The organism is Natrinema salsiterrestre, from assembly GCF_029502005.1.
GTDB classification, from domain to species: Archaea; Halobacteriota; Halobacteria; order Halobacteriales; family Natrialbaceae; genus Natrinema; species Natrinema salsiterrestre.
In genome coordinates this window covers 16,319-29,614 of the sequence record NZ_JAMQOT010000004.1, presented here as the reverse complement: position 1 = coordinate 29,614, position 13,296 = coordinate 16,319, and the positions used below count along the sequence as shown (strand labels likewise).

Below are 13,296 nucleotides of genomic sequence, written 5' to 3'. Positions count from 1 at the left end.
TCGAGGCGGAGCCGGATTTCTCGATTAGCGAGTCCGATCGCCCGACGAGACCGGAGAAAACGGATCAACATCTCTTTGAACGCCCTCCGTCGTTATCCGACGAGAATCGATGACGGGGGACGAGCCAGTCGCCGACGAGGCCGCCGGTGACGGTATCGAATACGGAATCGAGGAACAGCCGCCGCTGGGCGAATCGATGGTGCTCGGGGTTCAGCATTACCTGACGATGGTCGGCGCGAACATCGCGGTCCCGCTGATACTGGCCGGGGCGATGGAGATGCCGCCCGACGTGACCGCCCGGTTCGTCGGGACGTTCTTCGTCGTCTCCGGGATCGCGACGCTCGCCCAGACGACGTTCGGCAACCGGTACCCGATCGTGCAGGGCGCGCCGTTCTCCATGCTCGCGCCCGCGCTCGCCATCGTCGGCGTCGTCACCGCGGGCGGCGTTACAGGCCAACCGAGCTGGGAAGCCGCACTGCTGCAGTTACAGGGGGCGATCATCGTCGCCTCGATCGCCGAGGTCGCGATGGGCTACTTCGGACTGGTCGGCCGGCTCCGGCGGTACCTCTCGCCCGTCGTTATCGCACCGACGATCGCGCTGATCGGCCTGTCGCTGTTCGGCGCACCGCAGATCACCGCGGCGAACCAGAGCTGGTGGCTGCTCGGCCTCACTCTCGGACTCATTCTGCTGTTCTCGCAGTATCTCGACGTCAAGCACAGAGCGTTCCGACTCTACCCGGTCATTCTGGCGCTGGTTATCGCCTGGGCCGTCGCGGCCGCGCTGTCGGTCTCCGGCGTGATCGGGGGCGGCCATCCCGGGTTCGTCGATCTGGGACGGGTCGCCGACACCCGACCCCTGCTGCCGATCTATCCCTTCCAGTGGGGAATCCCGCAGATGACGACCGCGTTCGTCATCGGGATGTTCGCCGGCGTGCTCGCCTCGATCGTCGAGAGCATCGGCGACTACTACGCGGTGGCCAACATCACCGGCTCGGGCGCTCCGAGCGGCAAACGGATCAACCACGGCATCGGGATGGAAGGGCTGATGAACGTCTTCTCGGGCGTGATGGGCACCGCCGGCTCGACCTCCTACTCCGAGAACATCGGCGCGATCGGCCTGACCGGCGTCGCGTCGCGGTACGTCGTCCAGATCGGCGCGGTCATCATGCTGTTCGTCGGCTTCGTCGGCTATTTCGGGCAACTGATCGCCACGATCCCGGATCCGATCGTCGGCGGCCTGTTCATCGCCATGTTCGGCCAGATCGTCGCCGTCGGGATCTCCAACCTCCGCCACGTCGACCTCGACTCCTCGCGCAACACCTTCGTCGTCGGCTTCGCCCTCTTCGTCGGCCTCGCGATTCCGGCGTACATGGGCAACTTCGCGAGCCCGATCGCCTTCCGGCAAGCCGTCGGCCTCGAGCCGGCCATCGACTCGCTCGTCGCCGCGATCGGGGTGGGCGGGACGGCCGCTGCGGCACCGATCGAAGCCGCCGCGCAGGCCGTCGTCGACACGATCTACATCATCGGCTCGACCGGCATGGCCGTCGGCGGGCTCGCCGCGCTCGTCCTCGACAACACGATCCCGGGCTCGCGAGCGGAACGCGGCCTCGCGGCGTGGGACCGCATCACCGAAGACGAAGCCGAGTTCGACTCGTTCTGGGACCGCTGGGTCCGGACGGAGACGCGAAGCGACGACTGAGTCCCGTCTCAGGACTGTCGGTCCGAACTATCGTTTCGAGCGAGTCTCAGATCGCGCTAGCGCAACCCGACGGCTAATGGTGAGCGAGCCCCAACCGGGAGTATGGCAGAACTCGAACTCGAGGACGGGACTATTTACTACGAGACGAGCGGTGACGGTCCGCCGCTGGTGTTCGTCCACGGCGGCTGGCTGGACGGCACGGCCTGGGAGCCACAGGTCGATCGCTTCGCCGACGACTATCGGGTCGTCACGATCGACGTTCGGGGCCACGGCGAGACCGGCGTGACGGCTCCGGACAGCTACTCGATCGGCCTCTTCACCGACGATCTGGAGGCCCTCTTCTCGAGGCTCGAGATCGAACGGCCGATCCTCTGTGGGCTCTCGCTGGGATCGATGGTCGTCCAGGAGTACCTCGATCGCCATCCGAACGACGCGGCGGGTGCGATCCTGGGCGGCGCAGTGCGATCGATGCCGCCAGTGGACATGCCGTCCGGTCTGAAATCGATCTGGTCGCCGCTCCCGGCCCTCTCGGCGTCGCTGTCGCTGTCGGGCTCGGAGGGCACGTTCCGATCGATGCTGTACTCGATTCAGGCGACGACCGGCGAGCGGTGGCTGTCGGTCGACCCCGAGGTCAGGGCCGCGGCGATCGAGCAGGTCGGCACCGTCTCCGCGAGCGAATTCAGGAAGATCTTCGGCGCGCTCTACCGGTACGATCCGCCCGAGCTCACGGGCGTCGAAACGCCGACGCTCGTCGTCCACGGCGATCAGGAAGCGCCGCTCGTCAAGCGACAGGGGCGACAGATCGCCTCGGAAGTCGCCGACGGCGACCAGCTGGAGCTGGCCGATTCGGGCCATCTCGTCAATCAGGATCGGCCGCGCGCGTTCAACAGGGCGGCGGCCGACTTCCTCGAGGAACTTCCCGCAGCGTGACTCCGTGAGCGGTGTCAGCCAAGCGCGCCGTCGCCAGACGACGACGGCCCCGTAGTGAGTTCGTCCGAGATATCCGTCGCTCACATCGGGAGGGTGGATCCGGGATCGGAATCCCCACTCCGAACTGTTCGGCGCTGTCTCGTCCAGATACCCGTCACATTCCGTGACAGTCAGCGAACGGGCTCCAATATGATTTGGCGATACGACGAAGGTGGCTACCGCGTTAATTGCTACTTGGAATCACACCTTCCGTCAAATGGCACCTATCATCCACCTATGAGTAGTCACTGTTCGGACACCGACGACGTCGCCTCCACACCCCCGACGGAGCAGTGGTCCAGCATCTCGAAACACGTGTTCAATAGCTACCTCGAGGCCAACAACGCCTTCCTCGCGGCGATGGGGTTCGGTTCCTCGGACGAGGACTCTCCGACTCGTTCGGAGACGGGGACGACGACGTCCGCCGCCGAAGTCGCGTTCGGTGACGAGAACTGGGTCATGGAGCGATCGACGGACGACTACGATTCGCTCGGCGTCGGCGACTACGTCCGCTTTCGGAAGCCGATCGCCGAGACCGACGTCACCGCGTTCGCACAGGTCTCCGGCGATACCAACCGGCTCCACCTCGAGCCCGAGTTCGCCGAACGGACCCTGTTCGACGGCCAGATCGTCCACGGGACGCTCGTCGCGGGGACGATCAGCGCCGCGCTGGCCCGGCTCCCCGGCGTCACGGTCTACCTCTCCCAGGACCTCGAGTTCGTGAATCCGGTTCGGATCGGCGAAACGGTCACGGCCGACTGCGAGATCGTCGAGTCGCTGGGTGACGATCGCTACCGGCTGCACACGACGGTCACCGGCGAGGACGGCGACCCCGTGATCGACGGGGAGGCCGTCGTCGTCATCAACGAGTCACCCGACGCGTAACGGGAGCGCGGCGGCGCGGCGGCCGTCCGAACCGCCGACGCAGTACGTCGATTCTCGGATCGGCAGTAACTGACGGTCGGTAACTCTTCAGACAACGCAAACCACGTTCCCCTCGAGTGAGTGCGTCGGATCGACAACAAGGGACACAGCTCGAGCACGCCGCGCGTGATCGACGGACCGATCTGCTACGCAGAGCGCGCGCCGAATCCACCGGAAGGCGACGAGGAAGCGTCTGACGAGGGGATCGACACCGACGGCGGCGGTTACGAACTGGTCGCTACCGACTGAACTCCGGGCAGCGAGGGTCACCGATTTTCGGACGACCGTGGGGTCCGACCGATTTCGTATCTCGTCGGGGAAATCGACCCGATCGCACTCGATCACCGGCGGTACGCCAAGATACCGATCACAGTTTCCTCACCCGAACGATACGCCGAGACGGAACGCGGACGGGGGTGCCGAACGACCGCTCCGGATCCGAATTCGATGACGTGGAGGACGTCTTCGGGGACAGGTGACCGTGACGGGGAAGCGCTCGAGGCGGAAGTCGAACCCGTGGGTCGGACAGCGGCCAGCGACGGGACTGGGAAATCTCGAGGTCGCAGGGCAGCGAGGGCGCTTCGATTTCGGGGCCCGGATTCCGTGTGTTCCGAGGACTATCATCAAACCTATAACGACCACGCCGAATCCAGCGGTCGAGAATGCCACACCGGCCGACATTCCCGCCCTCCCCGACGACCGGCCCCACGACGATCGATCACAGCCTCGAGGACCGCGTCATCGCGACGACGGCCCAGCTCACCGCCGCGATCGAGGACGCGCTGGGCTGTCGCGTGAACGAGTCCGTCCTCGAGGACCTCCTGCTCGAGCTGGACCGCCGCGACTACGTCGACTGGGTGACGATCACCCGGACCGGCGACTATCTCTGGGACCTCTCCGACGCGCCCGACCGCATCGGCGAGGCGATCGCCGAGGCCGTCGTGGATCGGCTCGAGTCGTGGCTCTCGGGGAGCGACTAGCGGTTCTTCTCGGCAGGGTTCGAGACGAGAAAGCGGAGCGACAGCGCTCGAGCCGCGATCGCGGGCCGGGAGCCGACGGCGGCCGTCGGTGGTGTGTCGAGACGGGTGGTTTCGATCGGCCGCCGTCGACGGCCCGGCTGTCCGCCGCGGCTCGAGCGCTGCGCCTGCAACGCGCCGATCGCGCGGTGGTCGTGCGATCGGGCGATTATGGCTCGAATCCCGTCGCGAGCAGCCCGGGTGCGATCTCGCAGCCACACGGGGAGACGTACGCCTCCGTCGGCCCGACGACCGAGATCGCGGTCACCGTGTGCCCGCAGTGGGGACAGTCCGGCGGCTGGTCCTCGGGGTGGTCAGGCACGGTGGCCTCCGCTCGAGGGTTGTTTGACTGCTCGAGGCGATGCGTCCTGTCGGCGTGCGGGACGTTTATATCCCGGTAGAATGTACGGAATCATGCTTGCAAATCCCCACCCAGGGGTTTGGAAGCAACGTCTCGGGTGTCTCTAGCACCCGGGGCATTTGCGCGCAGCCCCCTGCGACACGTGGAGGGTTACTTCCGTCCTGATTGTTGACTCGTTGCAACTTATATCTATCGACAACTAGTTGGAAAGAGGCGTGTAGAACGTGAGCAAACCACTCCGCGACTGGGAAAATTATCTCGGTGGCCACCACTGAAGTTCGTCATTGTGTTGTTCGATGTACTCCTCGCCCACGTCGGTGAGAGCATCTATTTTCTCGCCGTGTCTATCGATCAGTGAGCTTCTGAGGAACGGACTTTCAGTATCAAATTGGGGCTTGATCCAGATCCGGCCGAGTTCATCGAACGTCCACAGACCGGCATCGAAGGCGGTGTGATGTGTCCAATCGAGAATCAGCACGTTTTCGATGTCTTGAGCGATCTCCGGATTGGTAGCGCGGTCGAGTACATGAGACACCGTCAGCAGTTCCTGCCGTTCAATCCCAGTGAGTACGCACTGATTCTCGAACTGGTCGTAGGCTGCTCGCTTGAATTCTTCACTAACACGTACCTGCGTTTGTGTGTCTTCACGCACGGTTCCAGAGAGATCATCTGGAGCCGAGACATCGCCATCGGTTTCCTGGGACTGCGTGTCGATTTCACCTTCGGAGGTCGTGGTCGGTGTTGGAGATGCTTCTCCCGCTGCATACTCGAATATAGAATCCCAATCATCGACATATTTCGATAACGGTCCTTTGTATTTCCCGTCATCTAGAATGTGGATTTTCTGGTCACCTTTCGAGTAGGTATCCTCGGCGATCATTTGTTCAGTCAAGAAGATGAAATGATGATCTTTTGGGTCAAACTCGTCCTTCTCCCAGATATCGAGAGTGACGTTTACGACGTTGCGTTCGGACCCGTCCCGAATTCGATCCTTTTCCCGATTGTATCGATGCCAGATATGGGTCAGGCCCTGTTCGTTTTCGTAGTTCCGCTCTTTTTTCTCGGAATAGCGTACCTTTCCGATGATTCCGGGATCGTCGCCGAGATGAAAATGGAAAATACGGCCATCAATATCAGTATCCACAGAGATATTGCGCTCTTGAGCCTCTTGCTCGAGGAGCGCGAGCCAATCATTGATCGCCTGTACGGGCATGTCTGCCCAACATCGTTATTATAACATGTAAGTTCCGTTAAATATTTTCCATCTATATCAGCTTTTCAAATTATATCCATTTATTGAACTAATATCGTGCACTCTATCGATGTTGTATAGCCCTCTCGTGCAGTCGTGAGCGCTCGAGGAGCGGTGTCGAGAGAGGCAACGAGACCCCATCGCCCATTCGTCGACGCTACTACGCGTACTCCTCGAACGGCCGCGAATCCGCGAGTTCGAACAGCGGCACGACGTCGGTCGTCGCGTAGTGGGTGAGCAGCCCCTCGAGTTCGCGGAACGTCTTCGTCGCGGTCGCACCGGCCTCGAGCAGGTCGAGATATCGCTCGCCGGCGATCGGAACACCCCCGCCCGCGAGGTACGACTTCAGTGCGTCCGTCCTGTCCCTGCGGTCGTGATACCGCTCCGTATCGATATCGAACTCGGACAGCGTCGTTCGCGGTACGTCCACGTCGCAGTGCTCGCAGGTCTCCTCGAATCTCGTGTACTCGCCGAAACACTCCCACGACTCTCCCTTCAGGTCGTCGCTCTCGAGGGCGTCCAGCAGCGCCGCCACGCGGTCGACGACGCCCTGGCGGATCTGCAGCTCACTGTCGACGAAAGCGAGGCCGAGATCACGACCGAGGAACTGTCCACGGTATCGGGGGACGCCAGCCAACTACGGCAGGTGGTCCAGAACCTGCTCTCGAACGCGATCACGTACGCGGTGACGACCCGCCGCGCGTCCACGTCGGTGCCGACCGACGAGGGAGAACGTGGGTGATCGCGGTTCGGGACGAGGGGATCGGAATCGATCCGGCGGATCACGACCGCGTCTTCACCGTGTTCAACCGACTGCACAGCCGCGAGGAGTACGACGGGACGGGGATCGGTCCCGCGCTCTGTCGCCGGATCGTCGAACGGCACGGCGGCGAGATCTGGATCGACTCCGCGCCCGGCGACGGAGCAACGGTTTCGTTCACGGTTCCGGCTGAATGCGGTGCCGACGCCCAACCAGTTTGTACTGGACAGAGGGTAGCCGACCGGCTGCTCTGACATGACGGAACCCAGAGAACGACAGTATCTGGGCGTCAATCGACGAAGCATCTCGGAGAGGTGGTACCAGCCCCTCATCCACGGCAGGGGTCGGGACTCGAGAGCGTCGTAAGCAGTCCAGAACCGGGCAGGATGTGGATGGGCGCGACGGGATTTGAACCACGCCGTCGGCTCGCTTCGTTTGCCGCCGTCTACCGCAAATCCTTCGCGATCCGGTATCTGCCGCTCACGAATTCGTTCGCGACAGAAACATGGGCGCTGCAGGCTCACAGGGCCTCAGACGCCCTCAGGATTCCTCTCGTTCAGTCTGACGAACGGAGGGAAATCCCGGAGTTCAGATCGACCCGTTATCGGTTCGCGACTCACGACTATGAGTCTCGAGCCAATCGATCCGGAGACAGCACTCGAGCTGTACCTCACGGACAAGGAAGCCGAACTCGCCGAGAGTTCGATTCAGTCGCACAGGTACCGCCTCAAGCACTTCCTGCGCTGGTGTGAGATGGAGGACATCGACAACCTCAACGACCTCACCGGGCGCAAAATCCAACAGTACCGCCTCTGGCGGCGCGACGACGGTGACCTCTCCGTCGCCAGCGAGAAGACCCAAATGGACACGCTGCGCGTGTTCATCCGCTGGGCCGAGTCGATCGACGCCGTCGAACAGGACCTCTCGACGAAGGTCCGTTCGCCGTCGATGACGCCAGAGCAAAACACCCGCGACGAGATGCTGGAGACCGAGGAAGCCGAAGCGGTTCTCTCGTACCTCGCCAAGTACGACTACGCATCCCGTGAACACGTCACCGTCGCGCTGATGTGGCACACGATGATGCGTGTCAGCAGCGTCAACGCTCTCGACGTCGACGACTACAATCCCGGCGAGCAGTACATCGAGGTTCACCACCGCCCGGATACTGACACGCCAATCAAGAACAAGAAAGACGGCGAGCGCCTGGTCGCGCTGTCGGATGACATCTGCATGCTGCTCGACGACTGGATCGAAGAGAAGCGACCGAACGTGACTGACGACTTCGGCCGTGAACCGCTCGTCGCGACGCGGGAGGGCCGCGCAAACAAGACTACACTTCGGAAGTACGTCTACCAGGCGACCCGGCCGTGCTTCCGTGGGGCAGAATGCCCCGAGGATCGGGACCCAGAAGAGTGTGAGGCTGCTGTCAACGACCAAGAGGCGTTCAGGTGTCCCGCGAACGTCAACCCCCACGCGATCCGGCGAGGCAGCATCACGCACTCGCTTAACAGTGATCTTCCGGACAATGTCGTGAGTGACCGGGCAAACGTGAGCCCCGCGGTCATCGAACAGCACTACGATCGGCGTACCGAGAAAGAAAAGATGGAACAGCGCCGCGACTACCTGGATCGGCTCTAAGTAACCCGACCACCATTTCTTTGCCACGTATCGTTGACAGCTGATTCATCGTCGTCGAGGGCGAGAAACTAACTGCGGAGCTGGACGACGGCCTCAGACAGATTGATTAGAGCACCAATTCGAGAGTGGCACACGTCTGCCATCTTTACATAATCGGGGATCCGGTATTCCGTATGGTCCGGTTACTCGATGCACTCGACAGGGCGCGGGCAGACCCCGGGGAGGATTTCCACTTTGCTCTACAGTTAGATCGAATTTTCGATTCAGTTGAAAATGAGGAAGAACTCAGCGAAGAAACCTGGCTCCACCTCGACGAAATGGCCGGTGAATACCTGCTGCCCGATCTCGTGGACAACCTTGAGGACTGGTACAGCGACGGCACATTCCAATCAGCCCGTGATGCACTGGACCAGTTCGAGGACGCCATCGCCGACGCAGAGGACCGCGGATGGGTGAACGTCACTGCCCAATACCAGTATCGGCGAATCCACCTCAAAGCAGGGTTACAGGGCCATGACGCAACAGACGAACTCGAAGAAGCACTCGAATTCATAGAGAATTACCACATAGACGACTCCCCCAACTTCACAACCTCAATCATCGAGGCCGCAATCGACAACATCGACGATGTACCGGACCCCCACAGAGACCGGTGGATAGACCTAATTGAGGCGAACGCGGACGCTTACCGTACAGACAACCGCTTCAACCAGCTCAGAGAATACCTTCGGCTGCTGCACGAGCTCAAACAAGCATGCGACCGAGACACATCGGACGTGGAAACCGCACTTGTCGACTCGTACCGAAGAGAAGCCGAACTTGTCGGGCGAGAGAGCCTGTTACAAAAGGCTGACATCCTCCAGAGTGGCGTCGCCGAGTGCGCTGAATATCTAAGTGACGAACAGAAGCGCGACTGGAAACAGGAGGCCATCCAAGCCCGCCGAACCGGGACCGAAACCGAACTCCACGAATTCGACCCGAACGATCTGGATGTGGACGGGATTGAGGGCGAAAGCCTCCAGCAGGCTGTCGCCGAAGAAATGGAGCACAACACCCAGGTCTACATCGACTGGTTCAAGCATGTGAAGCAGGCCTCCGGATCCGGGTCGTACGCACTCTACTGCCTAGCACTCTCCAGCAGCCTCATCCCCGACCCGAACAAGATTCGCTTGTCAACAGAGGAGTTCGTCATCTCCCAACTCGTCAGCCGCCAGATCATCTCCCCGGAAGCGCACACACTCTCCGTTGACCCCTCGGACCCTGAATCTATCCCGAACAATTATGCCCACCATGCAGCAGGGAAGATGTCATCGCTAGGAAACGCGCTGTACCGCCTGATCAAGCAAGGCCACCTCACGTTATCCGACATCTTCCACATATTCGCGATCGGAGACACGCTTTCCCCCAATACAGAAGCATTCCTCACCGACGCACTCCTCGAACTCCACGAAGACAACCACCGCCAGGCGCTGTTCCTCTTCGTCCCACATCTCGAAGCAACAATCGTCGACACCCTCCAATCCATTGGACGACCAGCATACACAATCATCGACGAAGGAACCCAACAACAGCTCCTAGGAGGGCTGTTCATCGACGGACGCGACCTGTTCGGACGCCACTACGCCATCTACCTCCGGTACCGATACACGAGCCGGGAAGGAATGAACCTCCGAAACCGGCTTTCCCACGGCCAGCTTCGGTACCGGAATGCGAACTACCTGAATGCGGTCCTAACCCTGTTCGACATTCTGAAATGCCTCATCACACTCAACAGCGCCGACTATCTGAACTACTTCGGTATTCCTCAGCAGTCCCTCTCCCCGCCCACACAGTACGACCAGGAGACCGACCTCTCCCTGTTCACAGACCTGAACAAGCAGATCATCGGCTATGGAACCTCCACCGACGGCCACACCCTGGTCGTCGTCCGCGAAAACGGCCACGAGGGCCACACCGATCTCTTCGTTGACCGTGGTCGTATCCACCGGTATCTCATTGACGGGACCGGACTGACCCGGGACGAAATTGACCAACTCCGCGACGACTACCCTAACATCCCGGACAGCATCGACTACACTTGGCTCGACCAGGACGATCTGATCCTCCCCACCATTACGAACGTAATCGATGACCAGACCGCCGCCCCCGCCGACGCACCCTCCCGAGATACGATCATCGAACACGCGAAAGTCCGCGGCATAGACGAAAGCACGACCCGGACCGCGCTCCGGCGACTCGAAGAACGGGGCGACATCACGATAAGAGGGCTTGACCGAGAAACGGTCGTCCCCACCGACGAGTGTCTGCACATATTTGAACAGGCCACCCGCGTTACCGGCATCGGCGAAACGCTTGCGTGGCGCATCGCCGACCACTTCGATAGCGAACAGGCGTTCTTCGATGCGGATCAAAACGCATTCCAAGCGATTCCCGGCATCGGCCCCGACCGGGCACACCGACTAGCAACCGACCTCACATCACCCTCCGCCATGGCTGAAAGACAAATATGAGTGACTCAAACGTGCCTGACTCCCTCGACGCGAAACACGAGCAGAACCGCTAAGCGCGGATCGAGGCGGTCAAGCGCTGGGTCGAGTACATCAAGTCCGAGCCACCAGAGAAATGGGGGCCACAGCAGAACACCGTTGTCAACGATCAACTCGAAGCCGTCCAGAGTGTTCAGACGTCCGCTTCCCACCAACAGCACGTGAAAGACGTCGTCAACGAGATCGCCGATGTGCAGGACGATTCTGACGAGAGTCCGGGGAAATAGACATTGCCCCTGGAGTATGCGAGAACTTCGTATCGGGTAGTGATAATCAAAGGTAGCCACGAGTTTAGTTAGCGTCGTCGCAGATTCGACGACTCACTACGCCTCAAGAGGGATTCTTCTGTCTGGGTGGATGTCTTGATAACCGAGCCAGTAGAATAACCACTATGACTATCTGTGACAATTGCAGTTCCTCCGTCGAACCGACGGCCAACTACTGTCCCGAATGCGGCTCGGAACTCGATCCACCGCTCAAAGATTGGGCAGATGGGTTTCTAACGTTGGTCGATCGAGGCCACATACAAGAAGCGATTGATGGGAACGAAACACTGCCCAATCGCTACCACGAGCGGTTGCATGAAACAGTGCGCCACGCACTGGCTGATTTTTGCTTGCTCGATCGCTGGGAAGAATTCGACAATGAGGAAGCCCTGTTCGGCGACCTACCGGACGAGGATATTGACGTTGATGACATCGACGCGGTTGAGAAACTTGTCCGGTTGACATGCCCATTTAGGTTCGTACTCAACGGCGCAGGTCTGGAACGGTTAGAGAACATTGTAGCGGTAAGCGTCTACCTCTGTTCTTCGGAACCAGAGATAACACCAGATGATGTCTCAGTCACGATTGAAGTCGGGGGAGAGGAAGAATAAGGTGTGTAACTATCCAGGCGTATGGAATCACTTTCCTCATACAGGACCTTGTATTCCGGTAAAACGCCACAGTTCTGTATCCAGATAGAACCTCCAGACTTCAATGTCTTCGTCTCAGAATGCTGTATTTCTTCTCGTGATGCAGCAACGCACGTGGCCATTTATTAATTCAGAAACGCAACGGTGATCCATCATGAACCACAGGTTCCGGGTCGGCGAACGGTACCGGGACACCGGTAGCTTTCGGAACTCTGACGACCAGTTCCTGCGGTGGATCCGCGGCCCGCTCGACAGCGGCATCAAGAACACAGGCGGTATTCGTACCCTCGGCGCCGATCGATCCGACACGCCTGCGGCGCTCGTCCTCGTGTCGAACGATAGCGGCATTTCCCAGCACGACGACCCCTGGGAAGATACGCTCGCTGTCAACGCCGGATACATCAGCTACTGGGGTGACGCCAAAGCCACCAATCCGTACGACGAGTCTGCGAAGAACAAGAAGATCAAGACCGCGTTCGACCGAACAGCGTCCGGTCGACGGGAGGATGTCCCGCCCGTTTTCATCTTTCGCAAACCGGAGTCCGGCGTCGTCGAGTTCTGTGGGCTGTGTGTCCCCGAACACTTCGAGGTTCGCTCCTACCAAGACGATACCGGCACACAGATCCCGAATTACCTCTTCCACTTCTCCATTCTCAATACGCAGTCTGTCCCCGTTTCGTGGCTACACGATCGCGCCCGAATGAACGATGACGGTCGTGCTCCGGACGTCTGGACACACTGGGTTGAGACTGGTGAGGTCTCTCAGTGGCCGACCGGCGAGACTCTCGATCAGAGCGGACAGGTTCGACGGTACGAAAGGTCCGAAACCGTCGTAAGCGACGCTTTCCGTGAAGACATGTTCAATCGATATGGCCACGCATGCACGATGACCGGCATTCAAGAGAGTGATCTTTTGGACCTAGCGCATATCCTCCCCCGAAGTCAACACCCCGATCTCGCTGAACACCCTGAGAACGTCCTCGTACTGAATTCGCTGCACCACCGCGCGTTCGACGCCGCACTGTTTACCATCGACAGCGACTATCGGATCCGAACAAGTCCTTCGTTCGACCCTGCCCACCCTTTTCTTCGCGAAACTATCCTTGAACGGCAAGGAGAACAACTTGCGTTTCCATCCGACGTCCAAATACGGCCGTCGTTCCTCGAAGAACTCAATACTGGCCTATCGTGGTTGTAATATCTTCCCCGTCATTC

12 protein-coding genes and 2 pseudogenes are annotated in these 13,296 nt (G+C 60.3%); 11 read left to right on the top strand and 3 right to left on the bottom strand.

Features of this window, described 5'->3' with window-relative positions:
• The first annotated feature begins 109 nt into the window (after window positions 1–109).
• The 5 genes from NDI89_RS12070 to NDI89_RS12050 all read left to right on the top strand — a co-directional run bounded on the left by NDI89_RS12070 (window position 110) and on the right by NDI89_RS12050 (window position 4,572).
• Window positions 110–1,699, top strand: coding sequence for a uracil-xanthine permease family protein (locus NDI89_RS12070; protein ID WP_277521862.1), 1,590 nt, complete (start codon window positions 110–112; stop codon window positions 1,697–1,699).
• Between the two features lie 102 nt (window positions 1,700–1,801).
• Window positions 1,802–2,629: an alpha/beta fold hydrolase gene (locus tag NDI89_RS12065; protein ID WP_277521861.1), complete on the top strand. Its 828-nt coding sequence runs from the start codon at window positions 1,802–1,804 to the stop codon at window positions 2,627–2,629.
• A 276-nt stretch (window positions 2,630–2,905) separates the two neighbouring features.
• Window positions 2,906–3,553, top strand: a complete 648-nt coding sequence (locus tag NDI89_RS12060; RefSeq protein ID WP_277521860.1) for a MaoC family dehydratase — start codon at window positions 2,906–2,908, stop codon at window positions 3,551–3,553.
• Between the two features lie 120 nt (window positions 3,554–3,673).
• The gene (locus tag NDI89_RS12055; protein WP_277521859.1) at window positions 3,674–3,841 is read left to right on the top strand and encodes a hypothetical protein; all 168 of its coding nucleotides are present in this window, start codon (window positions 3,674–3,676) and stop codon (window positions 3,839–3,841) included.
• 413 nt (window positions 3,842–4,254) lie between these two features.
• Window positions 4,255–4,572 (top strand): hypothetical protein, encoded by a 318-nt coding sequence (locus NDI89_RS12050; protein WP_277521858.1) that lies wholly within the window; start codon window positions 4,255–4,257, stop codon window positions 4,570–4,572.
• Window positions 4,573–4,777: 205 nt separating this feature from the next.
• Here NDI89_RS12050 and NDI89_RS12045 read toward each other — a convergent pair whose 3' ends face one another.
• From NDI89_RS12045 to NDI89_RS12035, 3 genes are all read right to left on the bottom strand, one after another.
• Window positions 4,778–4,930 (bottom strand): hypothetical protein, encoded by a 153-nt coding sequence (locus NDI89_RS12045; protein ID WP_277521857.1) that lies wholly within the window; start codon window positions 4,928–4,930, stop codon window positions 4,778–4,780.
• Window positions 4,931–5,222: 292 nt separating this feature from the next.
• Window positions 5,223–6,182 carry an HNH endonuclease gene (locus tag NDI89_RS12040; protein ID WP_277521856.1) on the bottom strand — a complete coding sequence of 320 codons (960 nt, stop codon included), beginning with the start codon at window positions 6,180–6,182 and terminating at the stop codon, window positions 5,223–5,225.
• 199 nt (window positions 6,183–6,381) lie between these two features.
• The gene (locus NDI89_RS12035) at window positions 6,382–6,651 is read right to left on the bottom strand and encodes a hypothetical protein (protein WP_277521855.1); all 270 of its coding nucleotides are present in this window, start codon (window positions 6,649–6,651) and stop codon (window positions 6,382–6,384) included.
• Between the two features lie 108 nt (window positions 6,652–6,759).
• Here NDI89_RS12035 and NDI89_RS12030 point away from each other — a divergent pair.
• The 6 genes and pseudogenes from NDI89_RS12030 to NDI89_RS12010 all read left to right on the top strand — a co-directional run.
• Window positions 6,760–7,235: pseudogene (locus NDI89_RS12030) on the top strand (sensor histidine kinase); the annotation flags it as partial.
• Window positions 7,236–7,605: 370 nt separating this feature from the next.
• Window positions 7,606–8,619: a tyrosine-type recombinase/integrase gene (locus tag NDI89_RS12025; RefSeq protein ID WP_254767396.1), complete on the top strand. Its 1,014-nt coding sequence runs from the start codon at window positions 7,606–7,608 to the stop codon at window positions 8,617–8,619.
• A gap of 173 nt (window positions 8,620–8,792) precedes the next feature.
• Complete coding sequence (locus NDI89_RS12020) at window positions 8,793–11,129, top strand: DUF4209 domain-containing protein (RefSeq protein ID WP_277521854.1); 2,337 nt, start codon at window positions 8,793–8,795, stop codon at window positions 11,127–11,129.
• Window positions 11,126–11,392, top strand: a pseudogene (locus NDI89_RS23970) (DUF8150 family protein). The gene NDI89_RS12020 and the pseudogene NDI89_RS23970 overlap by 4 nt, the downstream one beginning before the upstream one ends.
• Before the next feature lie 164 nt (window positions 11,393–11,556).
• Complete coding sequence (locus NDI89_RS12015) at window positions 11,557–12,042, top strand: zinc ribbon domain-containing protein (RefSeq protein ID WP_277521853.1); 486 nt, start codon at window positions 11,557–11,559, stop codon at window positions 12,040–12,042.
• A gap of 193 nt (window positions 12,043–12,235) precedes the next feature.
• A complete protein-coding gene (locus NDI89_RS12010) occupies window positions 12,236–13,279 on the top strand; it encodes an HNH endonuclease (RefSeq protein WP_277521852.1) in 1,044 nt (347 codons plus the stop codon).
• The last annotated feature ends 17 nt before the right edge of the window (window positions 13,280–13,296 follow it).

What these genes read in the sequence shown, in the direction of transcription:
- NDI89_RS12070 (WP_277521862.1), top strand. Translation starts at nt 110, where the DNA reads ATGACGGGGGACGAGCCAGTCGCCGACGAGGCCGCCGGTGACGGTATC.
- NDI89_RS12010 (WP_277521852.1), top strand. Translation starts at nt 12,236, where the DNA reads ATGAACCACAGGTTCCGGGTCGGCGAACGGTACCGGGACACCGGTAGC.
- NDI89_RS12050 (WP_277521858.1), top strand. Translation starts at nt 4,255, where the DNA reads ATGCCACACCGGCCGACATTCCCGCCCTCCCCGACGACCGGCCCCACG.
- NDI89_RS12015 (WP_277521853.1), top strand. Translation starts at nt 11,557, where the DNA reads ATGACTATCTGTGACAATTGCAGTTCCTCCGTCGAACCGACGGCCAAC.
- NDI89_RS12040 (WP_277521856.1), bottom strand. Translation starts at nt 6,182, where the DNA reads ATGCCCGTACAGGCGATCAATGATTGGCTCGCGCTCCTCGAGCAAGAG.
- NDI89_RS12060 (WP_277521860.1), top strand. Translation starts at nt 2,906, where the DNA reads ATGAGTAGTCACTGTTCGGACACCGACGACGTCGCCTCCACACCCCCG.
- NDI89_RS12025 (WP_254767396.1), top strand. Translation starts at nt 7,606, where the DNA reads ATGAGTCTCGAGCCAATCGATCCGGAGACAGCACTCGAGCTGTACCTC.
- NDI89_RS12020 (WP_277521854.1), top strand. Translation starts at nt 8,793, where the DNA reads ATGGTCCGGTTACTCGATGCACTCGACAGGGCGCGGGCAGACCCCGGG.
- NDI89_RS12065 (WP_277521861.1), top strand. Translation starts at nt 1,802, where the DNA reads ATGGCAGAACTCGAACTCGAGGACGGGACTATTTACTACGAGACGAGC.